Here is a 24,238-nt window from a genome sequence, read left to right as displayed (position 1 = left end):
CATCGCGAGCAGGCTCGCTCGCGATGGCCGTCAACGATAACGCGCCCAATCTGACACCCCGCGGTGTTCTCTGGCTCATCGCGAGCAGGCTCGCTCCTACAAAAGAACAGGCTATTCAGGGATTGTTACAGGATCTGTCAAAGGTGTTTATCAAAACCACGTCTATATGAACGTATCCGTCCCCCCTAAAATCTGCCACGCCAACAAGGCAACCTGATTAACCAAGTTACAGCCCCCACGAAGGCAGTTAATCAAACACCCAGGTACTGAAGCTCCACACGCAATCTCAAAAGGATTGCGTGCCCCCTCTCGACCTTAGAAAGGTAAAACTCAAATGAAAGCTTTATTGGTTCTGGCCCTCGGCAGCGTGTGCGTAACCGCCATGGCAAGCGAGGCCCCGACTGATGTCGCGCAGCAACAACCGCCTATTGAGGAATACACTTACTCGATGAATCTGGACATCGCCAAAGTGATCTCGATGAGCGAAGCACCGAATGTTTGTGAAGTTGTCCCCATGAAAATGGAATACGAAGATTCCAACGGTCAACGGCATATCCTGCGTTACAGCGCGATGGGCAACGGTTGCTCTAACGGCTGATCCCTGCTTCACCCTCCCCCAATAAGGTTCGACCCACCCGCCACGATCAGGCAGATGAAGCGCCGAACCTTAATTATCGATTAAATCGATTGTTTTAAGCATTTATTTGCGCTTTTTAATCGAATTAATCGGCGTAGCATCCTATTCAACCCAAGACAAACAACGCCCACGAATCCGGAGCACTGACCATGAAAACCCAACTGATCCTCGCCCTGACCCTCTCCGTCCTGGCTGCCAACACCTTCGCCGCCGATGGTTACGACCGCACCGGCTCGGCCGCTTACACCACTGAAGCGACTGTCGCTTCCGACGGTTACGACCACACCGGTTCAGCCTCTTTTGCCGCCGATGGCGCTGACCATGTAGGTGCCGGCAAACTGGCTTCCGACGGCGCTGACCACACCGGTGCCGCCCGCCTCGCTGCCGATGGCGCCGACCATGTAGGCGCAGGCAAACTGGCTTCCGACGGCGCTGACCACACTGGCGCCGCCCGCCTCGCTGCCGATGGCGCCGACCACGTCGGTGCAGGTCGCCTGAGCTGATCCACCCGCGTGACTTCACAGCCCGACTTCGGTCGGGCTTAGTTGTGTCTGGAGCCTGAGAAAACCCCACAGAAACACAAGATGTAGTGAAAAAAGCCTTTTTTGGTTATTTCTTGTACAAAAAATTCCCGGGGCAAAAAATCAGGAAAAAAAATCTTCCCCCGCCAATGCCCTTCAAAGCCCTGTAAACCCTCGCTCCGACCGAAATACGGCCCCCGTCGACCGATCCGTGAGCCATTTCGCCGCACCACAGCACGCAAAACTTCCCTATAATGCGGCCTTAAACGGGCCTGCAATATCCCCTTACAGGGATGAAAAGCCAGTCTGAAGCCCCGCACAGGCGCTTGCCGCTTGCTGCGCCCATCAGTGGCTCTCGGAACCCCGTACAAAATTCTGTTTGATGCCTGCGTATAGCTGCTGCAAAAAACGATTCCTTTAGATCCAACGCGGCCAGTAAGGCCGTGTGAAAAACCAACCTATCCATTTTCACACGGGCACTCTGGCCCTCACGCAGGAGACGACACGTCATGCTGAGCTGGGACGAATTCGACAAAGAAGACACGGAAGTAGCAGTCAAGAGCGCCAACGCTGGCCACGCCACCGAAGCCAACATGGACCGTCTCGACAGCGCCGGCGGTGCCGCCGCCCTGGAAGCCCGTGCCGTGACCGCCGCTGACTCCGCCGCCGTTGCCCGCGCCAAAGCCGCTCTGGATTCGCTCGACGTCGCCGAAGGCCTCGCCGAACTCGAAGGCGCCTCCGCCCGTGTCGCCGTTGACGAAAAGCGCATGATCAACTGCCGCGCCGACCTCAACCAACTCGTACCCTTCAAGTACGACTGGGCCTGGCAGAAGTACCTGGACGGCTGCGCAAACCACTGGATGCCGCAAGAAGTCAACATGACCGCCGACATCGCCCTCTGGAAAAACCCGGAAGGCCTGACCGACGACGAGCGCCGCATCGTGATGCGCAACCTCGGCTTCTTCTCCACCGCAGACTCCCTGGTTGCCAACAACCTGGTCCTGGCCGTGTACCGCCTGATCACCAACCCGGAATGCCGCCAGTACATCCTGCGCCAGGCCTTCGAAGAGGCGATCCACACCCACGCCTACCAGTACTGCATCGAATCGCTGGCCATGGATGAAGGCGAAATCTTCAACATGTACCACGAGATCCCATCGGTCGCGAAAAAAGCCACCTGGGGCCTGAAATACACCCGCTCGATCTCCGATCCGAAGTTCGAAACCGGCACCGTCGAAACCGACAAAGAGTTGCTGCGCAACCTGATCGCCTACTACTGCGTCCTGGAAGGCATCTTCTTCTACTGCGGCTTCACCCAGATCCTCTCCATGGGCCGCCGCAACAAAATGACCGGCGTCGCCGAGCAGTTCCAATACATCCTGCGCGACGAATCCATGCACCTGAACTTCGGCATCGACGTGATCAACCAGATCAAAATCGAAAACCCGCACTTGTGGGATGCTGAAATGAAGGAAGAAGCTTCGCAGATGATTCTGCAAGGTACTCAGCTGGAGATCGAATACGCGCGTGACACCATGCCTCGCGGCGTGCTGGGCATGAATGCGGCGATGATGGAGGACTACCTGAAGTTCATTGCTAACCGTCGCCTGTCGCAGATCGGTTTGAAGGAAGAGTACCCAGGGACGACTAACCCGTTCCCTTGGATGAGCGAGATCATGGACTTGAAGAAAGAGAAGAATTTCTTTGAGACTCGGGTTATTGAGTATCAGACTGGTGGGGCTTTGAGCTGGGATTGATTCCCTAGTTTCTCCGCGATTTGACGATGGTGTCATACATCGAAAAACCGAAAGCCCCGATCTGATCGGGGCTTTTTTGTTTGGCCATGGATATTCACCCCCCCTTACACGTAGAAAATACCTACAACACTTACAGCAGTTTCCGCCTTAATGGCCACTCAAAACTCCTAACCGTTATGACAGCCCGACCATTGAGGCCTTTGCTACAAAATGAACTGGGCCGGAAGCCTTGTCGCGTACCTACATTCGGTGGAATTCAGCACCTCTACTTAAAGTTCATTTCTTGCCCGGTACCTAGTGAACCGTTACCATTTATCGCATATAGGGCGTGTCACTTCTGGGCCGCAATTCACCTGAGCGCTACAGTGCGCTTTTTTTATTTTCGTCTTAGGCGCATCGACTAAATCAATGAAATATAAGGACTCTATCCCGGTCATCGACCTCTTTGCCGGCCCGGGCGGACTCGGGGAGGGATTCTCTTCAATCGGTGGCCCTGAGAAGGGAGTACGTAAGTTTCAGCTACGTGTCTCGATCGAGAAAGATCCTGTCGCTCACGCGACTTTATCCCTCCGCGCATTGTTTCGCGCTTTTCCAAAAGGCGAAGCACCGGAGGCTTACTACCAATACGTCCGGGGCGAAATCACTCGTGAAGAGCTTTTCAAGCATCCGGACGTACCGGCAGAAGCGGTGGAGGCTGCACAAGAAGCTAAGCTAGCAGAGCTTGGTAAAATTTCGCCCGATGAGGTCGATAATTGGATCAGGGAAGCCCTGATAGGCGCAGATGAATGGGTACTCATTGGCGGACCGCCGTGCCAAGCATACTCAGTAGCAGGACGTGCCCGTCGAACACGCGAGAGCCAAGAGGAGTTTGAAAGCGACGAGAAGCACTTTCTCTACAAAGAGTATCTGCGGATTATTCGCGAGTTCAAACCGACGATCTTCGTCATGGAGAACGTGAAAGGCATACTTTCCTCGAAGCACAGCGGCTCGAACATTTTCCAGCAAATTCTCGAGGACCTCTCAACTCCTGGTGGCAATCTTTCGTACAACATCCGTTCCTTAGTCGTCCCTAAAGATGTGGAGAAACCAGATCCACATGACTTTGTCATTCAAGCGGAACGTCACGGTCTTCCTCAGGCTCGACACAGGGTTATCCTGCTTGGGGTTCGCTCTGACGTTGCCTCGAGCTGTCCTGCTCTATTGGAGCGTCCGCAAAAGCTTGTAATGGAACCCAGCAAAACGGTTTTCACAGTTGGGCAGGCTTTATCAGGGCTCCCTCCAATACGGAGCAAAATTTCAAGGGGAGGAGACTCCCTCGAAGCCTGGCTCTCAGCCTTGGATGAGGCCAGCTCTATGCTTTTACGGCCTTATGTGGCTGGCTGGGGGGATTTAATAGATACCATGAAGGATGCGGCTGTTAACGCACAGCGGCTGAAATCTAATGGCAGAGGATTCATACCTTGGAAAGTAGTTCCAGAAATGAGTGCCAAGCAACGTGAGTGGTTTCTCGACCCCAGACTGAATGGGGTGCTACAGCATGAGGCTCGGAGCCATATGCGCTCTGACCTGCATAGGTATATTTTTGCAGCAAGCTACGCACGGTTGAACGGCACCTCACCAAAAATACACCAATTCCCTGCCCAACTCCTGCCAGCTCATGAAAACGTGTCTTCCGATTCCGTTCCCTTTAGTGACCGTTTCAGAGTTCAAATGGAAGATGGTCCGTCTACCACAGTTGTCGCCCACATAGCTAAAGATGGTCATTACTACATTCACCCGGACCCAAGCCAGTGCCGCAGTTTGACTGTTCGCGAAGCCGCGCGACTGCAGACTTTTCCTGACAATTACTTCTTCGAGGGAAATAGAACACAGCAGTACACACAAATCGGAAACGCAGTTCCGCCGCTTCTTGCCAGAAAGATTGCAGCTGTTGTCGCTGAGATCATCGACTCCTATCGCTCAGGGAAAAGCCGCCAAGCGTCACTTGGTATTTGATCGAACAAAACAGACTATCGAGCAACACAATCTGCGTCGGATAGTTTAAGGGGGGGGGGGCAGACAGCCCTCCCGCCCCGAAACTATCCGGCGAATTTTCAGCGAACCTCAGTCAGTGAAAATTCGCGATTTACTAAGCCTACACCCATAGTTTTGAGCTTTCTGTCTGGGTCATGGGATGTCAGAGCACCTCAGGAATATCTGCCAAGGGAGGAGAGAACGGTCGAGAGAACATTGCCTCTAGACACTCTGGACGCTTTGCCCATTCAGAGATCATCCTCCCATTTGCTGTCTCATGAAGACGATCATTGACCTCCCGAGCCCAAACTTCGATCTGCTTAACAAGCTGAGGAGAAATACCCTGTCTACTCCAGACACGCTCGTGGTTAAAGGACTTGCCATAAGCTTGAGAAACTAATGCAACAGTGTAAGCCGCAACATTCGCGAGAAAGGCAGGCACTAATGGTCGCGCAGTCTTGTGTACTGCCTTGAATAACAGAGCTTTCGAGACAATAGCCTTAAAATAAGAAACATCCGGAGTAAAAACTGTACCTTTAGCTTCAACGTCGGTCATACCAGACATGAACCGGTCAAAGCACTTCTGTGCGCCAAGACTGACAACATCAGCTTGGCCATCCCACGCAGTGGAGTACTTTGCCAACTCAGTTTTTGTTATTTTTCTCGAGGTTGGTACAGACTCCCTCAGGGCGCGAAGCTTAGCTGGAGTGACACCTTCACGTGAGAGTAGAGTGTTGTAACTGCCCGCAGCCCTCTCGTAGAACCATCGGCCCATGCCATCAGGGCAATAGACCGAAAGCGATAACCGCTCAATATCAACATGGAATGGTTTATTGGCTGATAGATCTGATTGCCGAACAGCATTTTGACTGTTGGCATAGCGCGAGATATCGGAGACAAGTGCCTCCTCTTTTGCAGGATCTTGCTCTTTCATAACGATGATTTTGGCTGGAACGCGAACTTTGCTCAAATCCGTTTCTGCATATTTTTTCTTGGCGAAGAAAATTGAAGCTGTAGTTTGGCCACCATTAACGATTTGCATGCCACGCAACCAAGCGATGCCTGGCGATCCATCTGCGGTACGATCCAGTCGCATCTCATCAGCGACTAATACGATCCCGTTGTTATAGGCCATGAATCTTTCCGGGGCACTCCGCAAAGTATTCTGGAGTCCCGCATTCACGCCCTTGGCCTTCACGCTTAAGAATGAGCGCACATTGGCCTCAAGCAGGCGAGGTCCAAATTTTTCATAAACGAACCGAAGCGCCTCACCAGGGATTGCAGTAAGTGCATAGTCATAGTCCCCTGTTTCGCCTGGTACGAAAACGCACGGCAGTGGAGAACCTGACACCTCATTGAAGTCAACGACAAGCTCATCACGTGGCTTACCTTCAGAACGATGGCGAAAAAGTCGCTCAATATCCATGACTTCCAGCTTCACGTGCTTTCCGCCAACGTCTCGGGCTTTGAAACTCTTCGACTTGGCTATACCGTCCGTAAGTACGTAAACACGTACCTGTTCAAGCCCGTCGTAAATTTCTCGAATCGTCAGCGCCAGGGAATGGACATCACTTGACGGATCAAGCTTTTCGGCAATACGGCCAGCTGCACAGAGCTCCAAGAAGCGAACACATTGGGCCGCCGCTGTCTTGACGTCTTGATCGGGGATAGGGCTCAGGCTTTCGAAGCCTTCGTATAGACTTACGAACAGATCAAGCTGGTCAGCGTCTTCAGACATGGCATAACCGCTCAAGCGCAAATTCGCATTTCCGACCTTCCCCTGAAAGTGGCAGACAACTGGGTCGAAAGTCATTCCCGCATCAACGAGGTGCTGCATCACCACTTCGGAAAAAACGAGTTCACCGAATGCAGCGCCATCAGACATCTGGGTTGCAATCTCGCTCCTAGTCTCTGCGAAAAAGTCATCAAGCGTCATCCAGTTACTCCTAATTGTTTCAGAGCCGCGTCGAGGTCCGAAAGGAAGTCTCCGGCGTGGTCCAGATTGATTTCGTAGAGGGCACGCGTGACTCCAGCGGGAACTACTCCCGGAGTCAATCTCGGGAAGCCTTCGGATACAGAGAAAACCCGCTTCTCCTTCGATTCGAATTTTCGGATGTAGTGACTCGAGTGGCCTTCGAAGTAACCAGAGACCATGAGCCTCTCTCTAAGAAAATTGACCGCTCCTGGTTCTCCTCCTAGTCGTAGCTCAGTCTCCGCGATCATCTCAGGAAGAGTGAGCCCACCCTCCTCACGCGAAAAACGCACGGCGGCGAGAAATAGAGGCGATGTTAGGGAGTCGTCCAACTGCTCAAGGGAGCCTATTTTCACAGGGAAGCCTGACGAGGACATCGTAGCCTTGACTTCAACCGCACCGTCTCCTAACAGGAAATCTTGCGGAGCATCATCGGGTCCCACCCAGCTCCGGAGCACCTCCTCGACCGGAACACCTGAGTCCAAGAGCGTAACCATGAAGGTGAGTTCACCCGCCAGGCCGAGCTCTGCCTCTGGACTGAGAGGATTCGCCCCACGCGACATGAACTGCTTCCAAGCAATTACTCGTCCAATTAAAACCCGCAACAACTTGCTTTCGTCAACGCCAGTAGTAGCGACATCATCTATCGCGCCGACTACATCGCATACCATCGCAGTGAAAAGCTCGGAGCTTCCGGCTTCTTTGCGAGTCAGCGCCAACGTTAGCTCCCCATAATTTGCCGAATCGGCTCTCTCAATCAAGAAACCCTGCCCCTCGGGTAGTTTTTCAGTTCGAACCAACTTAGCAGTCGGGAAGCAGAACAGTATCGCCTCGGCGTTGGTCGGCGAACGCCGCCCTGCCTGCACCTCGACGGGGCCTGCAGAAGCAAGGGAAATAGCCTGCCAACCTGGCATGGAATCATTACCGGACAGTGATGACCAGGCCAGCAGAAACTCTTCACTCAGACGGGCCATATTCCTGCATCCAATAGAGAAGGTTAACTTCATATTCCACGCTAATCGGATTAGCGCTTGCGGGAAACGCAATGGCGAAAGCCATTATGGGTTTGCTCCACCCAGGAACAATGAGTCTGTCGCGCGCCTTATCTTTGTAAAAATATGGTGTAAGCGGGTAAAGCAGCAGCAGACCTCGGTCAGAGTCACCGCCTATTTTTCTACGGACCTCCCGAATACCCTTGCCGCTAGGAACACTCGGTGAGGTGACGCGGTTACGAGCATCGTCCCGCTTCCAGGCCGCACGAGTGAGCTCCAAAGCTTCCCGCCATACCTCATCGCCAAGGTCCACACCCTCGTCTTTGGGATCGGTTAAAACACCAATGGCGAAGCTCTTTGCATTCAGCTTTTCAGGATCCGCGGAGTCGTCGGTCTTGCGAATAGAGTATCTTGTTGAAGGAGTGCCTCCAGGAAAGATGTGCTCATCTCCTTCGCCAGTCCCTCCGCCTAGCAGAGCTACGCTCCATTTCGCCAACTGCCCAGTATCGACCATCTTTGAAATGAACTCATGCAGCACGGGGGCCTTGGCGCTGGTAGCGTTCGGATGCGTTGCATACGCCCCGAGGAATGTGAGCACCTTGTCTACATCCACGTTTTTCCAAAGGCGAGCATTTGGCCAAGAATCCTGATCACCATCGCGTTCATACTTAGGTGAATCCTCACTCCCCCCCCCAAGCGACTCGATCAAGGAGTCTGTGGCGTCGAGATTCTGCTGCTGGATCTTAGCGTCGCGGTGGAAGACAATAGTCTGCGGACGCGTGCCGCTATAAGTTAGCGAAAGAGTTTGCGCGTTACGCATCTTCAAGGGAGAGGTGACTGTGAGCACCTCATGTGACATCACTTTGAGTCCGTACTGCTCCGGTGTCAGTTTGGCCTCGGCCATGAAGTCAAGCTCATCCCGTAGCTCCTCCGATGCGTCTGCAATGTGGCAGAACCACGTCACCAGATCTGGTGAAGTGTAGAGGCGACATAGGTCCAGGTAGCCAGAGCGGTAACCAAACCAGCGTCCCATCTGCATGAGCGTGTCATACATCTTCGTCGTGCGCACGAAGTAGCTCACACACAGCCCCTCAAGTGTCAGGCCCCGGGAAAGCTTTTCACCGCCTATTGCAATTACTTTCAGTGCCGCACCTGGTGTTGCATAGTCGAGCACATCCTTGGCCTTGCCATTGATTGGGCGAACCTTTATGTCATTTAACACCTCAGGCAGTACTGCTCGGATCTCGTCCCAGCTCGGCATAGCTGACGGGTGCTCCTCAACCGGCGAGAGCTCCGCAACTTGGTCGCGAATGGGAACGAAGTCCTCATTCCAAAGCTTATGCAACTGAGCCAGTATTTCGTCCGAACCAATGCCGCGTACGATTCGCTGCCGCATGCGGCGCACGGCCTCTTCAACCTGCTTGCACACATGACTCTGCACATCGACGTAACGGGTAACGTGGATCAGCATAGAGCTATGCTGGTCACCTTGGCCGCGAAGCTCTCTGGTCGCGCAGGCGAGCACGAAAGCGCAGATGGCCTCTTGCAACGAAGGTGGAATGATCTCTTGGCCGTCATAGGTTGGGACGTGGGTCTTTGGGTGCTTGGGCGGCATCCAGCCAGAGTCCAAGCCTGAATCGTAGTGGTCCACAATATCTCTCGAAAGAGGCAGCGCACCCTTACGTCCGTCCTTGGTTAGCTTCCCAAACATACGGGCAGGACCTACGTAGTTCGACGGTGCCGCGAGGTTGATTATGAAGGACCTAGGAAATAGATCTGGGCCTTCATTTGTAGTAGCCCCCTTGTGGTGGATGAAAATATTGGCGAAGGGCGTCGCCGTATAGCCAACGTAAGCCTTGCGAGTAAAGGAATGGAGCACTTGTCGGATGAGACTGTTGATTGTTTTGGGTTGATGCTGCTGGTCCGGCGTCCCGTCATCATTGAACATCTGCTCACCCGTATCAACGGAAGCGTTGTCCGCCTCGTCGTCGATCATTAGCAGCGGAAGCTTCGTCACCAGCTTACGGTCGTCACTCGCGCAAGTGCTATCTGCCACACGAGTTTGAATCCAATTAAGCAAGGCAGTAAGAACGTTCTTCTGCTTCTTAACAACAAAAAGCCAAGGTCGCTCTTCGGGCGAAATACCATGAAAGTGCTTGGCGATAGCCTTGCTAAAATCACCGTTGTCTGCCCGCGTGGTCGCGGAATTGGTCTTCAAGTCCTCACCGAACTCCGCAACGCCAATAGGCATACCAGGGTCGCGGTCAACGGTCGTTTCGTAACCTAAGAAGCTTTCCTCTAGCCGCATCTGGGTCTGTGAACGCAAGTTGTTATGCATGCCCGCGAGCACGATAATGATCTTATAGCCCGCGTCGGCTGCTTTGCAGATGAGACCAGAGTAGTTGCTGGTTTTCCCGGACTGAACATGCCCGACAACAAGCCCTCGGCGATCCCAGTCATCGCGCCGTTGAGGGTCTTCAAGCAAGCCGAGAATGTCATCGGTGGCCTCATCCAGCCCGTCAACCACCGTGTCGGAGAGCTTGGACTCCAAGAAGTCTCGGTAGCGCCGCCAGTAATGCCAATCGCGTTTACGAGCCGCAGTGAGCCAATCAAAGTGGCCAACATTGTCTTTTAGCGTGGTGGATTTGCCGATCCGGTGGCTGAAGCGCTGGATTAGCGTGACGACGGCCTTTCCCTGATCGACTACATACGGTGAATCGCCAGCGAACATTGCCGTCGCAAGCCGAACCTTCTCGGCAATGAAGGTCGGGGTAATTTTGGACTTATCCTTCTCGGCCTTCACCAGCCGCTGCGCAGTAGCGATAACATTTTCCAGCAATTCCGCTTGCGCTGCTGTCTCTTCCGCTGAGGTCATTAACTCTCCCCTAATTTAGCGACTAGTGTTGGATAGTTTTGAAATGGCTCGGTTCTAAGTATCGATTTGCGAGCATCTTCGACGCTTAACCCCTTGCGTTCGATCAAGTCATTAAATAGTACGCCTGCAACCTCGATTACAGCCGCGTTGGGCTCCCCCTCGAACCCCGTGCGTGGAGTTTCTTTATTTTCGGCTGTATCGAGCCATATCCGCTGTACAGGCACTGTTTCCTCGACGACCCGTAGCATGGCCCGAACAAGACTTGCATTACCGCCAACAGCCTCAATCACCGCGGCCACCGCCGGATGTCTCTCATCAATGCGATAGTGAACACCATCCTTTAGCCTATCGACACGCCATGCTTGTTGCTCAATTTTGAGCCCTCCAGGCCCGGGCATTGGCGCCCCCCGAAAAGCAAAGACTCTTCTGGCTCTTTCTCTCGTATCCTCGGCCAACTTCGTAAGCCATGGACGCACGGTTACGGGAGGTCGAGCGGTGGACTTTTTGACATCGATCTTCCAAGCGGAGTCGGCAGTATTAGGAATGTCCAACCTGATCCTGGCAAGCCGGTGAGGCTCCTCTCGGTTCCATGCGCGCCCCTGCCCAATCCCAAGCCACCCGCCTGCCAGAAGCAAACGATGGTTCCGATATACATAAAATCCTTGTTGAGAGGTCCACCCTTCTGCTCCCCCCGCCCTACGGAATTCCTCTTCGGAAAGCCGATCTTTGTGAGGTAGAACATGACATTGGGCCTCCACGATGCCTGATGGCGTGATGATTCGGGCGACTGGAGAATGCCAAGGCTTTGCAGGGTGCCCTGTCATAAAGGGATCCCACGGACTAACCAACTTGTCGTTGAGGAACAGCCGGAAAGTCGGGCTCGCCCCTTCTAACAGGCGATGGAAAACCATTGCCAGACGTAGCTCCACATCGTCTACCAAGTCGGCAAAGTGGTCGAGGGTATAGCCAGGCGTGACAATTCGATCCAACTGCTCCCAGAGGACTATTGTTCCGGAGTGAAGTGCATCGGCTGGTTTAACGAAAGCTTCAGAGCCTCGGGCCGCCCCTTCAAACATCCTCCAGCCAACATCCGTCGATGCCGCAATGGCATCGAGATCCCAGCGCAGGCAGGAAACTGAACCATTCATCCGTCTAGACGCAACAGTGAGACAGCGGCATTGAGAGAAGGAAGCGGTTTTTAAGCCCATCCCAAATCGACCGAGATCACTAGGAGCACGGTCATCGAGGGGATTCTTAGCCCCAAGAGTCATTGCTGCCTCTAACTCAGAGTCGTCCATGCCTCGCCCGTTGTCCAAGATGGAAATCCGACTTCTCTCACCATCCCAAGCGAACGTCACATGAATTTCTGATGCTCCGGCGGAAACACCATTGTCAATCACATCAGCTAAAGCTGCGGCGGTCGAATATCCGAGGCCTCGTAGGGCTTCCAGCATCGCGCCGGCTCGCGGCGGGGCATACCTGGTGCGTTCGCTCATTTGACGTAAGTAGTTCCAGAAAGAAGTGTGAAGCCAATATCAACCATCTTGCGAGCAACTTTACGAACCTGAACATCCGGCTGTGCTGGCAGCATTACGTGAATCCGGCAATCATCCGAATGCATCTCCTCAACGCTAAGGCCAAGAGCCCTTGCCTCATCCAGAAGATCGGATAACTGCCCCTCGTGACGAGCAGCACTTACCTCCACCGGAGACTCGGAGAAAGCGGGCTTACTTAAGACCTGATGAACGATCTTTAACTCCTCAGATACCGATTGATGAGGTTCGCCCCCATCAAGATGCTTAGTACCTCGCCCCCTGGTCTCCTCTAACTGAACCTCCGGAGATAGAGGCTGTTTGAGCTCGAAGTAGTCGCCCACGTACAAGGCCAACTTTTCCATTCTGATTGGATGGCATAGTTTTTTGAGTGCCTTCGACTCGATTTGTCGAATCCGTTCACGGGTGACATCGAATCGGAGCCCAATTTCCTCCAACGTCATGGCATCCTCTTGCCCCAAACCAAAACGAAGGGTGATGACCTCAGCCGAACGTTCGTCAAGTTCTCCAATCATGTTGAGCAAAATTTCCCGCAGGGAAGCGACTTCTGCAGCAATCGCCGGGTCCGATGACTCCACCTCTAAGAGAATATCGAGCAAGGATGTCGAGGACCCGGCAAAGTGTTCGTCCAAGCTGCCGATTTTCTCGAAGGCGGTCAAAAGAAGCTTGAGCTTATCTAGGGCTATTCCCGTTCGATGTGATGTCTCGCGTTCGGTTTCAGGGCGCCCCAACTCAATTTCGAACTCATCCCGCTCACGCAGAATGTTCCTTGCCAAGTTCTGCATGTGCACTGGAACACGGACTGCTCGTTCCTTATCAGCGATTGCACGCGAAATTTGCTGACGAATCCACCACGTCGCATAGGTAGAAAATCTGAAACCTCTGCGCCAGTCGAAGCGTTCGACAGCCTTAATAAGTCCGATGTTGCCTTCCTGCACAAGATCATCAAAAGGAAGCTCAGACCAGCGATATTTCTTCGCTATAGAAAGCACCAAGCGAAGGTTTGAAAGAGTCATCCTTTCCCGCGCAGCTTCTTGGCGTCGAATTGCAGAGGAGAAGTCTGCACCTGCGGAATCGCAATCAGCCTTCCTCGAAAGCTCGAGCAGAAAACCTCGGAAAAGATTGGCGGCCGCAAGCGCATCACGGACCCTCACGGAGTCATTGCCGGCAGAACGTGCAGCTGAAACTGCAGATACAAAGGCTGCTGCGTCCGTATCGAGTCCGAATTTGTCTTCCTCATACTCGACCTCATCACCGGACGACACCTCACTGGCGCTCTCGTCACCCCCGCCCTCGCCAACAAGATCATGTCGAGAGGTGAATGCCTCATGACCTACCTCTCCGCTGGCTACCCTGTCGGCGGCCTCGAAAACAGCACTAAGACCAGAGGGCCAGCAAGAGAGAGCATCCAGTGCCTGGCCCCTTGCATCCTCCATCTCCCGACCTAAAGCGATTTCCTCTGCTGCTAGTAGTAAGTCTTTTTTCAACCCCTTTGCATAAAATCTCAGCGGCTCGTTACGACCTGATGCCAGGTCTTCTACGAATTCCAGGGCCTCTGATAGCCTCAACTCTTCGTCAGTTGTCGGCTCGAGAAGATCCGACTGCTCGGCCAACCCCGCCCACTCATCGATCACAACGCCGAGATCGCCTAAAACGAAAGTCAGAAGACGTTCAGCTTCTTCATTGCGGGTGATATCAGCGTCTCGACATACATCGATAAGAGCTGTCTCAGATACTGTACCCTCGCGTAGTCCCTGGAAGAGCAAGCCACGGATGCCCTCACCATCATCACTCGCTAAGGGAAGCGCCCTTTCTGGAAGAAACAGATCGACATCGTCCCATTCCACATCAGTGTCGATCGCCTTGTGTCGACCTATCGCTCCTTGAAGTGCGCTGATTTCATCAGCTACGGTTTTGTCCCCCTCTGGAGCAACCGCTTCGGACTCCGCCACCCAGTGACCTTCGAATCCAAAATCGAGCGGTTCGTCGTCAAGGTCGATCAGATTTGAGTACGCCTCCGCCTCGGCGGCCACTACGATATGCTCACCAGTTCGGATGCAAGGCTGCTCCTCGCAGATAGCGGGCACAAGAACTGGGTGGGCGTCGGACACAACTACTTCTTCATCGAACTGAGACGCCACCTCAGCCGTTTCATCCTCCACATCGTGACATGACGATTCACTCAGTAAGGGGGGATGAAAGGACTCTACCGTTTTCACGTCAGACTGAGGCGAGTCTTCATCGTTGACGTCGTGTTCATTTACTTGATCGGAAAAACCAAGAGCATCTCTCAACAGAGCGATACATTGGGGACACTCACCCATCTCCGCGTATGCGAGAGCGTTCCTACCTTCGGGGTCGAGCAACTCTGGCTTTGCCCCAGCGTCCAAAAGCAGCCGCACAATGCCCTTTTTCTTTCGGACGGAGGCCAGCATCAGCGGAGTAGCGCCTCCCCCGTCTCGAGCGTCGAGATCATCACCCCGTGCAATGTGGAGTTTGACCGCGACTTCGACACCAGCAATGGTCGCCATGCGGAGCAATGGATTCAGTTTAACCACGGCACTGTCCACATGCCCATGCGCCCGCCTCAAAAGTGGCTTCCGCAACTATGATTCGAGAAATGAGTTTGCTACATCTAATTCTTATCAGGTCCAACTCCTTGTCCATGCTCCACCTGCAAACTCAAGCGCCTTTTAAGGCTGGCATTTAGATGACCTTAACGAGGAAGCGATTGAATGTGACGTGGGACCATTCAAAAATCATTTATGTTGATATGTCACTGAGCAGCTTGCAGTGGCGCAACGCCATTCACAATATCCACTTGTCGTAAGCACGTAAAGGTAGAGCACCGCCACCGATCCAGAGTAAAAAATGACCTTGGTTCGAGAGAGTCTTGAGTCAGAGGCAACGCGTGTCGGTACGCTGACACGGGTGGTCGCCGTGTTCGGTGCGGCGCATCTGTACTGTGCTTACCTGTTTGCTAATCGCCTCGCGAATCGCATGAAAGTGCTGGCGCAGGACGGATTGGACATCTGGCAGGCAGTCCACCGCCCGCACCAGGGCAAATTCCTCTGACCGGGATCTCGACTCTTAGGTGGAATTGGGCGTCGAACAACTGCGCGCCTTGGCGGCACAGTTGATGCCATATGTCGAGAGTCTCGATCCAAAAGTTGAGCTAATGGACAAATCCGGACGCATACATTGAATGAGTGCAGACATAGTCTCCCCAGAACACCGCTCCAAGATCATGTCGATGATCAAGGGCAAAAACACGCAACCTGAAATGGTCGTGCGATCGGTCTGTCATGAAATGGGGCTTCGCTATCGTCTGCATAGGAAGGATCTGCCGGGAAAACCTGACTTGGTGTTCCCCAAACACCGACTATGCATATTCGTCCATGGCTGCTTTTGGCACAGACATCCTGACTGCAAATATGCGTATACGCCCAAGAGTAGGCTGGACTTTTGGCTGCCAAAACTGGCGAAGAACGTGGAACGAGATGCTGATGCACTGCAGGCGCTACACTCGCGGGGATGGAGAGTGGCGATCATTTGGGAATGCCACACCAAAAACAGGGAGCGCCTACGCACAGAAATCCGGAAAATATTCGGTTTGAGTGCTTAAGCCCTAGATATTTTCGGTTAAAAAATCATGACCGATTTTGAAAGGTTGACCCTGCAGCACTGAGCCTCTAGGCTTTCGTTTCGGCGCCTAAGAAACGCCTTAAACCAGAGCGGTCCTCCGCACCCGACAGTCATGCGGCTTTTTTTCGCCTGCGGTTTCTCTACGCCTGCGAGAAAATCCCCGTTATGTCGGGAGTGGGCGAATACAAGACCCGAAAGGGGAATATGTCCGGCCCGTCTCTGGTGGGTTTCTTAGCTCCCGACACCCTTAACGAATGCCCTAAGAAAGCAGCCAGAGGTAAAGGAAATGCCTGACCATCCGACCTTCACGATGAAGGTGCATCGCCGTACCTACAGATCCAGTCACGCGCTTCCGTTCCAGGAGGTCCGCCATGCCTGAATCACTAAAGCCTACCCTTTTCACTCGTCACAACGTCCACCTGCATGCCCTTCTGTTGGAGAACCAGGCTTGGTTCTGCGCGCATGATCTCGGGCGACTTATGGGTAAACACCTTGATGAGCGCGTGACGCGCAAGCTCGATGCGGACCAGAGGCAAATCATGCTCATCGATCTCTATGGCGCAGCTAAAGAGCGTTTGATGGTGAGCGAGTCAGGTGTGTATGCGTTGTTGATTTATCACTACTGCCCTGAGAATCGATTGCTGCGAGAGTGGCTGACGCACCAGGTGGTGCCTGCGCTGCGGGATGCACGACCATCGCGAATGGTGGAGCGCCCGACGTTGAGTTTGCTTGATTGGCCGAAGATGTCGCTCTGCATGTTGCATTGGCAGGACGAGCCTTGGATTCGATTGCGGGATATGCCGTGTGTGTTGGCGGATGACTCTTTCAATCAACGTGAGTCTTGGTGGCGAAAGGCTTCACGAGTGATGCGTGGGTACTGATTGGTCGCCCATTCAAAAATTGGCTGTCCGGGTCTCAGATAGCCAATTACTTTTCAGGGAGCAGTCGTTAATCCGCACAATTCAGTTTGTCTGATACTCCCGAGTCGCAGCAGTTTGGGCTGCTTCGCAACCCGGCGGGGGCAAGCCCCCTCGCCACAAGGTTGGTGGTTGGCTTGGTTGTTGTGTTGGTTTTGCGAATCGCGAGCAGGCTCGCTCCCACAGGGGTTCAGCGGCTGGCTGGGAACGTCGGTATGATCAGGGCCGCAGGATTTTCCAGTGGCCCTTTTCTTTGGTTGTGATAACGCTAAAGCATCATTTCCCCAACCCACTAATCCGCCACGGACACACCGCCGCCCTAACCCCACTAGGCCCAACAATCTCCGGCGTCTGCCCAAGCGACCGGGCACTCAACACACTCCCCACCCGCTCAATCAACTGATCAAACCCCAACGTCGCATCCTCCTGATGCAACTTGCGCAGTTGCTCAACCAAGGCATAAGTGAATGCCCCATAGCTGTTCGACCCCACCTCATACTCGCTGGCTTTTTCGTTTTCCCGCGCGGCGTAGAGCATCAGGGGCATGTAGGGGCCGTGGTGGCCGTAGAGTTTGCCTTGGCTCAGCAGCTTGGCTTTTTTCTCGGGGCGCAGGCCGGTGGCGGCGCCTTGGGTGGTGCGGGTGCGGGTGAGGCCGCGGGTTTTGTTGTCTTGTTCGCTGAAGTCGCGGCGGTCGGTGTCGACGGCGTAGACGCGGCGGTCCCAGTCGCCGGCGTAGGGGTCCCAGCGCAGCATGCGGTGGCGGATGTCGCTGGGTGGGGTGATGCCGCGCACGCGGCCGTTGCCGCGGGTCATGCCGCCGGCGTAGCAGCAGTCGAACATGACAGTGAGTTTGGCGCCGTGGCCGTCCGGGTCGAATGGCAGGTGGCTGTAGAACTGGCGGAACAGTTTGTCGGTGAAGTGGGTGCTTTCGTCGTCCCAGTCGAAATCGTGGAGCACCAGGGTTTCGTCCATGCAGTCGGCTTCACCGCTGCTGCTGTAGACCGGCAACTGGGTGCCGTGGCCGGAGTAGAACAGCACACGCTCGTCGCCGGCGCGGGCGCCTTCCACCAGCCATTCGAGGCGCTCGACGAAGTTGGCCCGGGTCGCTCGGGCGTCGTGCAGCAAGCGGATGTCGCCGGCGTCGTAACCGCTTTCCTGGAGCATGCGGCTGATCAGGTAGGTGTCGTTGATGCAGCCGTCGAGGCGTGCGCTCGGGTCGAGGTAATCGTTGATGCCGACCACCAGCGCGCGGCGTTTGCGTTGGCCGCTGCGGGACAGGAACGCCGGCACTTCCAGTGCCCGCGCGGCCACCACATCGCGGGCCAGTTGTGGCCACAGGCCGGTCTGGCTGGTGGCTGACGACAAGTAGGCCTGGGCGGCGTGATTGAGGTCGAGCAGGTCATCACGCAGTGGCACGCTGAACTCGGTTTGCAGGTCGACCCGCGCCGAATCCGGCGAGGTGATCGGCCGGCTCAGCAGGCCGTCGTTGGGGTTGTAGAGGTGGAACCAACGGCGGATGCCTCGGCCGTTTTCGCTCAGGCGCAGGACCCGCCCGCCCCACACTTCGCGCATCACCAACGGTAGTGCGATCGGTGAACCGAAACTGACGAACACGCGGCCATCGATGCGCTTGAGCGCCGAACCTTTTTTCACCACGGACCGGCGCAGGGCGTCGTAGCCGATCAGGCTGCCCAGGCCTTGGGCGAAGATGATCTGCGGATTGAATGCCTCGATCTTCGCCAGCAGATGTTGAGTCAACGCCGTGCGCAACTCGGCGTCTTCGATCCATTGCACGATGGCGCCCACCGTGGTGCGCAACATCTGATTGACCGGCAGGCCCCAACTGCCGAAATTCTCGTCGGCCTTGCCGCCTGCGTCGGCCCTCAGCATCGCCAGGCCTCGGGTGATCTGGGCGAAGTCCGGCCCGTCCTTGAGTTGGTCATCGAAAGACAGAAATTCGATGTCCTGGTCATCGATGAGCCGACCGTTCTGCGCCAGTTGATTGCGGATCAATGTGCGCCATTGCTCCTGCCAGTTCGCATCGATGCCACCCTGCCCGCCCGTTGCCCGGCTGAACCCCACCCCGGGCAGGCACAGGATGCGCAGCCGCGTTGGCGCGACTTCCGACCCTGGTTCTGCCAAGGCTTTACTGGCAGGTGCCGCAACCGGCGGAACCGAATGCCCTTGGGCGGTAACCATCAAATCCTGCAAGCGTCGCAGTTTCGCCTCCAGGCTGTCGGCACTGGGCGCGGCGGGTGTCAGCGCGGCCTGAGCCGGATCAGCCAAGGCTCGGCTGCGGTTGCCGAGAAAGCCGCTGACCCATTGGGCGCTGCTCTTCCAGATCTGCTCTGGATCGAGGCCGTCGAGGTAACCGGTGACGCTGTCCACCACCTGCCGACTTTGGGTCGCCAGTTCGGACTCGATCAATGGCAACCCGGCACGACTTGGCACCATGGTGGCCGCCAATGTCGGCGCGGCCGTTACGCCCGGTGCAGCGCGCCAGATAGGCGCATTGCCGAAATGCTGCGCCGCGATCACCCGTGGGCCGAGGGCACTGCGCGGCAATTTGAAGTGGTCGCAAAGAAACGCCAGCAGGCTGGTGTGATCGTAATGCTGCGCCTGGACGTTGCCCGTCCAGGGAATCAACCCGGGCTTGAGCCACGGCGAAGCGAGGATCGCCGGAACACGAACGCCGAGACGGGTGAAGGGATTTTTCCAGGGCACATCGACCGTTGAACCGGTCGCCACGCAAGTCGGCGGCACCACGTGGTCATGGAAACCGCCGTGTTCGTCGTACAGCAGCACGAACAGGGTTTTGTTCCAGACTGTGGTATTGGCCGACAAGGCGTTGAACACCTCACCGACAAACTGATCGCCAAAGCGTAGATCCTCCGGTGGATGATGAGACACGTTTGGCCCGAGTTTACCGTTGAGCAGGCCATAGCTCGGCTCGATCCAGGACAGTTCGGGGAGTTTGTCAGCGGCGACGTCCGACTTGAAGGCCTCGATGCTCAGGTGCTGCAAACCACCCTTGACCAGCGCCGCCAGCGGAACCGCACCGTCAGAGTAAATGCGCGCGTCGTGGCCGTTGCTGCGCAACAGCGAAAAAATACTCTCGCCGCCGAACTGTGCGATAAGGCTTTTGATGCCGGCCAGTACCGTGCCGGTCGAGGGCATCAGCAAGTGGCCATTGCAACTGCCAAGCATGGCAAAAAAACGGTTCGGCCAGGTCGGGCCTGGCACCGAGGAAAACCAGCGATCACACACGGTGAAATGGCGTGCCAACCCGTGGATGGCCGGCAGCGTATCGTCGGCTGGCTTAGCGCCGAACGGGATGTAGTTCATCGCCCGTTGGGCCATGGACTGCGACCAGGTTTTGTACACCTTCAGGTCCTTGCGGGCCTTGTCGTAGGCATCCTGGGCAAAGCCATCGAGCTTGGGATTGGCCGGGCTGGTCTTGAAGGAGACGCCCAGCTGCGTCTCTACGTTGACGAACTCATGGCCAAGGTCGAAACCCTCACTGTTGCTCGGTGGTAGCGCCGGAGGCAGAGGGGGCGGCGGCGCCCACAGGTTGTAGTTTTCCGGGAACTCCGACGCCTGGGTGATCACCGTTGAATTGCCATTGGCCAGCTTCAGCGGATTGGTGCTGGGCGCGTTGCGGTTGATACCGTCACACGCAGGGTTGATACGGGTGTAATCCCCCAGCAAATGATCGAATGATCGGTTTTCCATCATCAACACGACAACGTGCTCAATTCCGTCGGGCCAGTTGTTCGGCATGGTGCGCTCCTTGATGTGCAGTCTCGATCTCGACCTCTCGGGTTTCACCGCAATCAAGGCTTGGATGGCTGGACAATATGAGGCATGCGGCGATTCGATCTGCCAGACAACGCTAGTCAGGCGATGGGGGCTTGTCCAATGGCGGGAGCACCTATCCTTTCAGCCAATCCACCGAATACATCGCCACATAACTATCCACCGCCGTCCCAATCGTAGGAAAAAACGCCGTCTCCCCCAGCCGCGCAAACAACCCAAACCGCTTCAACTTGTCCTTCACCGGGTCCTTCATCTCGGCAATGCACAACTCGATACCCGCCGCGTGCAGGGTGTCGTCCAGTTCGGCGAGCATGTCGGCGGAGGTCACGTCGACGCTGGTGACCGGCTCTGCGGCGACCACCAGCCAGCGCACGGGCGTGGGCGATGCCGCGACGGCGTCCAGCACGCGGTCGCTGAACAGTTCGGCGTTGGCGAAGAACAAGGGCGCATCCCAGCGAAACAGGACCAGGCCGGGAATCAGGGACGCGTCAGGGTAGCGTTTGATGTCGTGGTAGCCCTTGACCCCGTCGGCGCGGCCCAATACGGCCGAGTACGGGCGCCAGGCGTCCCAGAGGAATTCGATGATCGCGATGACGATGGCCAGGCCGATGCCCTCGATCGCGCCGAACACGGCGACGCCGACGGTGCAGACAATCGATAGCCAGCATTCCCAGCGCTGGATGCGATAGATCCGGCGCAGGTCGGTGATTTCGATCAGGCCGATGGCCGAGGCGATCACGACCGCCGCCAGGGCGCTGGACGGTAGATGTTGCAGCAGGTCCGGTGCCACCACCAGCAGCAAGGCAACCGCGAGTGCGCCGACGACGCCGGTCATTTGGGTCTTGGCGCCGGCGGCTTCGGCCACGGGCGTGCGTGACGAGCTGCTGCTGATCGGGAAGCCCTGGAAAAATCCGGCCGCCAGGTTGGCAATGCCGAGGCCCATCATTTCCTGGTTCGGGTTGACGTAAGTTCGGGTCCGCGCCGCATAGACACGGGAGAGCACGCTGGTGTCGGCGAACGAGACCAGTGCGACGGCGCACCCGCCGATCACCACCGGGACGATGTCGGCGGTGGTGATCCAGGGGATGGCGAACCCGGGCAAGCCTTGGGGGAGCGAACCGAGGACCGACACACCGGCGCGTGTCGCCAGGTCGAGGGCACCCACGGCGACCGTCGCGCCGACCACGGCGATCAGGATGCCCGGCAGTCGCGGCCATCTTTTGAGGAGCAGGATCACCGCCAGGGTGAGCCCGCCTACGGTGAAGGTGGTCCAGTTGACCTTTCCTTCCATCAGCGCCGAGGCGATGGCCCCTATGTTTCTCAATGGGCCGTCGGACTCAATGGAAAAACCGAACAGCTTGGGCAACTGGCTGATCAATACGGTCAGTGCGATGCCGTTCATGTAGCCGTAGCGAATCGGTTTGGACAGCAGCTCGGTGATAAACCCCAGGCGCGCCATACCGGCCAGGATGCACACCGCTCCCGAGACGATCGCCATCATCCCCGCCAGGGCAACGGCACGCTGCGGGTCGCCGCCGGAGAGAGGAATGATGACGGCCAGGATGACGGCCACCAGGGAAGAATCCGGCCCCATCACCAGAATCCGGCTGGGGCCGAACAGGGCATAGAACAGCAGCGGAACGATGGTCGCGTAGAGGCCATAAATGCCGGGCACGCCCGATGCCACCGCGTAGGCGATACCGACGGGCACCAGCATCGTGGTCAGCACCAGACCGGCCACGATGTCGTAACGCAACCACGCCCATTGGTATTCGCGCAGCACGCCCAATCCCGGCAGCCAGCGACGCCAACCGGTCTGTTCGTCCCGGCGGGCTATGCGGCCAGGCTCCGGGTGAGGAGGCGAAGTATCTGGATGGCTCATGAATCGCCCTCGTTAATGGACAGACTCGGCGATATCGAAGTGATCTCAGTGTAGCTATTGCTTCGAATGCGCCATCACTGGAAGCTGTTCACCTAAAGGACTTGGAAGCCGACATGAAATTCGACCTCGCCTACTGCCTCAGCCTCAACGACAAGTTGTCGATCTACGACGTTCGGGATCTGAATTTCGACGAGACGATGGATTTCGACTCCGCCCGGGAACACTTCCAGTGCCCCAACGATGCCTGTCGCCTGGCGTTCGATGCGGCCAATGAGCTGGGCACGTTCAACGCCAAGAATGTGAATTACGTGCGCACGCCGCACTTCAAGAACTTGCCGAGTACGCGGCATGTCGAGGGCTGCCCTTATGTCAGCTTGAAGGCGCCGGCGTCGGGGGTAGATGAGGCGGAAACGGATGACAGCCGCGAGGAACATTTCCCGTCGGAATTGTTACTGACTCGGCGTGAGTATGTGCGCAAGCCGTCCAGCCCGAAGGTTGTGACGGACGGGGGGCGGGACGAGTCGCCAATGCCTTCGGTGACCCATAACGTCGAGCAACCGGGTCGGGAATCGGCCCCGGACAAGACCAGCGTCTTCGCCCACCCGGTGGAGTGTTTCGTGTCGAACTTCGACGACAAGGATTTGCTCAAGCGCGTGCCGCTGAAGATTGGCGAGCACACTGCGCCTTATGGCTCGTTTTTCAAGAAGATCGAGTACCTGCAGGACAACAAGGGGCTGATTTACTGGGGCAAGGTCAAGGAGATCAAGGACTACACCCAGAGTTTTCGCATCGATTTCGAGAAGAAGGTCTGGTTCGAAAAGAGGCCTTACTCGGTCAATGTCTACCTGAGCAAAAAGCTGATCGACAGCTACCGCAAGCGCAAGGCGTTCCTCGAGGAAATCAAGCATGCCATCGAGAGCGGGCGGGAATTGTACTGCTTCTTTTATGGCGTGACGCCAGAGCTGAAGCAGGTGCCGAGCAAGAAAAACCCCGAGCAGACGTTCGGGGTGTTCAGCGCCAACATCGAGAATCTGGATCACTTTATCGTGCGGGAAGCGCCGGGGTTGGCGGACAAATAAGTGCAGTGCCGTTCGTCTGCCTGAAAAGAATAATCAAAAATTGCGTTTGATCCGGGCTCAAAACAACTGTACAAAAACACAGTATATTTTGACCAACACTCTCGAGCCCGGAGAACACCATGGCCTCTCAAGCGATGAAAATCACCCTGGAACGTATCGCCCTCTTCCAATTCACCCCGGCCCACTGCGCCCAGGCCCGAGCGATGCTGGGCTGGAGTGTGGAAGAGTTGTCGCGCGAGTCCCGAGTCTCGGTGGAGGCCATTCAACGCTTCGAGGCACGCCAGGAGGTGCTGGATGTCACGCGCCTGGCGCTGGCCTATCGGTTCGAATCGGAAGGGTTGGTGTTCTTCCCCGGCTTTGCGCCGGGGCGGGGGATGAATGTGAAAGGGTCGACGCCGAATCCGGTTGGGCGGGCGGATTTTGCGATGGTGGAGTGAGCCAATTCATCGATTGACGATAAATGGCCCCCCTGTAGGAGCGAGCCTGCTCGCGATGGACGTTAACGATAACGCGCAAATCCTGGATAAACGCGGTGTCCTTGAGTCCATCGCTAGCAGGCTGAACTGGCCTAATGATCCC

Annotated in this window: 16 protein-coding genes; 9 read left to right on the top strand and 7 right to left on the bottom strand. The window is 55.9% G+C overall.

The features are described 5' to 3' along the window. Positions 1–334 precede the first annotated feature (334 nt). The 4 genes from PMI26_RS06125 (at position 335) to PMI26_RS06140 (ending at position 4,910) form a co-directional block, all read left to right on the top strand. Positions 335–598 carry a DUF2790 domain-containing protein gene (locus PMI26_RS06125; RefSeq protein WP_007978183.1) on the top strand — a complete coding sequence of 88 codons (264 nt, stop codon included), beginning with the start codon at positions 335–337 and terminating at the stop codon, positions 596–598. Between the two features lie 188 nt (positions 599–786). After that, positions 787–1,140 (top strand): hypothetical protein, encoded by a 354-nt coding sequence (locus tag PMI26_RS06130; protein WP_007978182.1) that lies wholly within the window; start codon positions 787–789, stop codon positions 1,138–1,140. A 527-nt stretch (positions 1,141–1,667) separates the two neighbouring features. Next, on the top strand, positions 1,668–2,915 hold the full coding sequence (locus PMI26_RS06135; RefSeq protein ID WP_007978181.1) for a ribonucleotide-diphosphate reductase subunit beta: 1,248 nt from the start codon (positions 1,668–1,670) through the stop codon (positions 2,913–2,915). Positions 2,916–3,323: 408 nt separating this feature from the next. Beyond that, positions 3,324–4,910 carry a DNA cytosine methyltransferase gene (locus tag PMI26_RS06140; protein WP_007978180.1) on the top strand — a complete coding sequence of 529 codons (1,587 nt, stop codon included), beginning with the start codon at positions 3,324–3,326 and terminating at the stop codon, positions 4,908–4,910. A 181-nt stretch (positions 4,911–5,091) separates the two neighbouring features. Here PMI26_RS06140 and PMI26_RS06145 read toward each other — a convergent pair whose 3' ends face one another. The 5 genes from PMI26_RS06145 to PMI26_RS30140 are packed head-to-tail and all read right to left on the bottom strand — an operon-like array spanning position 5,092 to position 14,878. Beyond that, positions 5,092–6,864: an AIPR family protein gene (locus PMI26_RS06145; protein ID WP_007978179.1), complete on the bottom strand. Its 1,773-nt coding sequence runs from the start codon at positions 6,862–6,864 to the stop codon at positions 5,092–5,094. Then, positions 6,861–7,874, bottom strand: a complete 1,014-nt coding sequence (locus PMI26_RS06150) for a PD-(D/E)XK motif protein (RefSeq protein ID WP_007978178.1) — start codon at positions 7,872–7,874, stop codon at positions 6,861–6,863. Before PMI26_RS06150 ends, PMI26_RS06145 begins: the two co-directional genes overlap by 4 nt. Next, the gene (locus PMI26_RS06155) at positions 7,858–10,767 is read right to left on the bottom strand and encodes a Z1 domain-containing protein (protein ID WP_007978177.1); all 2,910 of its coding nucleotides are present in this window, start codon (positions 10,765–10,767) and stop codon (positions 7,858–7,860) included. Before PMI26_RS06155 ends, PMI26_RS06150 begins: the two co-directional genes overlap by 17 nt. Next, a complete protein-coding gene (locus tag PMI26_RS06160; RefSeq protein ID WP_033048189.1) occupies positions 10,767–12,221 on the bottom strand; it encodes an ATP-binding protein in 1,455 nt (484 codons plus the stop codon). The genes PMI26_RS06155 and PMI26_RS06160 overlap by 1 nt, the downstream gene beginning before the upstream one ends. 38 nt (positions 12,222–12,259) lie before the next feature. Continuing rightward, positions 12,260–14,878 (bottom strand): sigma-70 family RNA polymerase sigma factor, encoded by a 2,619-nt coding sequence (locus PMI26_RS30140; protein ID WP_157222285.1) that lies wholly within the window; start codon positions 14,876–14,878, stop codon positions 12,260–12,262. Positions 14,879–15,191: 313 nt separating this feature from the next. Between PMI26_RS30140 and PMI26_RS0129790 the strand changes: the two genes are divergently transcribed. The 3 genes from PMI26_RS0129790 (at position 15,192) to PMI26_RS06165 (ending at position 16,846) form a co-directional block, all read left to right on the top strand. Beyond that, positions 15,192–15,395, top strand: coding sequence for a hypothetical protein (locus PMI26_RS0129790; RefSeq protein ID WP_007978174.1), 204 nt, complete (start codon positions 15,192–15,194; stop codon positions 15,393–15,395). 130 nt (positions 15,396–15,525) lie between these two features. Beyond that, entirely contained in the window at positions 15,526–15,945 is a 420-nt protein-coding gene (locus PMI26_RS30880) for a very short patch repair endonuclease (RefSeq protein ID WP_081501008.1), read from the top strand. A 391-nt stretch (positions 15,946–16,336) separates the two neighbouring features. After that, complete coding sequence (locus PMI26_RS06165; RefSeq protein WP_007978173.1) at positions 16,337–16,846, top strand: BRO-N domain-containing protein; 510 nt, start codon at positions 16,337–16,339, stop codon at positions 16,844–16,846. A gap of 312 nt (positions 16,847–17,158) precedes the next feature. Here the strand turns inward: PMI26_RS06165 and PMI26_RS06170 are convergent, their stop codons facing one another. After that, entirely contained in the window at positions 17,159–20,662 is a 3,504-nt protein-coding gene (locus PMI26_RS06170; RefSeq protein ID WP_007978172.1) for an alkaline phosphatase family protein, read from the bottom strand. A gap of 151 nt (positions 20,663–20,813) precedes the next feature. Then, positions 20,814–22,580: a SulP family inorganic anion transporter gene (locus PMI26_RS06175; protein ID WP_007978170.1), complete on the bottom strand. Its 1,767-nt coding sequence runs from the start codon at positions 22,578–22,580 to the stop codon at positions 20,814–20,816. 113 nt (positions 22,581–22,693) lie between these two features. On the opposite strand from PMI26_RS06175, the gene PMI26_RS06180 reads away from it, so the two are divergent. Together PMI26_RS06180 and PMI26_RS06185 are read left to right on the top strand one after the other, a co-directional pair. Beyond that, positions 22,694–23,659, top strand: a complete 966-nt coding sequence (locus PMI26_RS06180) for a hypothetical protein (RefSeq protein ID WP_007978168.1) — start codon at positions 22,694–22,696, stop codon at positions 23,657–23,659. Positions 23,660–23,778: 119 nt separating this feature from the next. Beyond that, positions 23,779–24,096, top strand: coding sequence for a hypothetical protein (locus PMI26_RS06185; RefSeq protein ID WP_007978167.1), 318 nt, complete (start codon positions 23,779–23,781; stop codon positions 24,094–24,096). The last annotated feature ends 142 nt before the right edge of the window (positions 24,097–24,238 follow it).

The organism is Pseudomonas sp. GM33 (genome assembly GCF_000282295.1).
In the GTDB taxonomy this organism is placed as follows: Bacteria; Pseudomonadota; Gammaproteobacteria; order Pseudomonadales; family Pseudomonadaceae; genus Aquipseudomonas; species Aquipseudomonas laurylsulfatiphila.
Note: the sequence above shows the minus strand (reverse complement) of the source record. Positions and strands in the feature narration are given on the sequence as shown.

Bases quoted from the DNA above. Each gene is read 5' to 3' on its own strand.
- PMI26_RS06125 (WP_007978183.1), top strand. From the start codon at position 335: ATGAAAGCTTTATTGGTTCTGGCCCTCGGCAGCGTGTGCGTAACCGCC.
- PMI26_RS06130 (WP_007978182.1), top strand. From the start codon at position 787: ATGAAAACCCAACTGATCCTCGCCCTGACCCTCTCCGTCCTGGCTGCC.
- PMI26_RS06135 (WP_007978181.1), top strand. From the start codon at position 1,668: ATGCTGAGCTGGGACGAATTCGACAAAGAAGACACGGAAGTAGCAGTC.
- PMI26_RS06140 (WP_007978180.1), top strand. From the start codon at position 3,324: ATGAAATATAAGGACTCTATCCCGGTCATCGACCTCTTTGCCGGCCCG.
- PMI26_RS06145 (WP_007978179.1), bottom strand. From the start codon at position 6,864: ATGACGCTTGATGACTTTTTCGCAGAGACTAGGAGCGAGATTGCAACC.
- PMI26_RS06150 (WP_007978178.1), bottom strand. From the start codon at position 7,874: ATGGCCCGTCTGAGTGAAGAGTTTCTGCTGGCCTGGTCATCACTGTCC.
- PMI26_RS06155 (WP_007978177.1), bottom strand. From the start codon at position 10,767: ATGACCTCAGCGGAAGAGACAGCAGCGCAAGCGGAATTGCTGGAAAAT.
- PMI26_RS06160 (WP_033048189.1), bottom strand. From the start codon at position 12,221: ATGCTGGAAGCCCTACGAGGCCTCGGATATTCGACCGCCGCAGCTTTA.
- PMI26_RS0129790 (WP_007978174.1), top strand. From the start codon at position 15,192: ATGACCTTGGTTCGAGAGAGTCTTGAGTCAGAGGCAACGCGTGTCGGT.
- PMI26_RS30880 (WP_081501008.1), top strand. From the start codon at position 15,526: ATGAGTGCAGACATAGTCTCCCCAGAACACCGCTCCAAGATCATGTCG.
- PMI26_RS06165 (WP_007978173.1), top strand. From the start codon at position 16,337: ATGCCTGAATCACTAAAGCCTACCCTTTTCACTCGTCACAACGTCCAC.
- PMI26_RS06170 (WP_007978172.1), bottom strand. From the start codon at position 20,662: ATGCCGAACAACTGGCCCGACGGAATTGAGCACGTTGTCGTGTTGATG.
- PMI26_RS06175 (WP_007978170.1), bottom strand. From the start codon at position 22,580: ATGAGCCATCCAGATACTTCGCCTCCTCACCCGGAGCCTGGCCGCATA.
- PMI26_RS06180 (WP_007978168.1), top strand. From the start codon at position 22,694: ATGAAATTCGACCTCGCCTACTGCCTCAGCCTCAACGACAAGTTGTCG.
- PMI26_RS06185 (WP_007978167.1), top strand. From the start codon at position 23,779: ATGGCCTCTCAAGCGATGAAAATCACCCTGGAACGTATCGCCCTCTTC.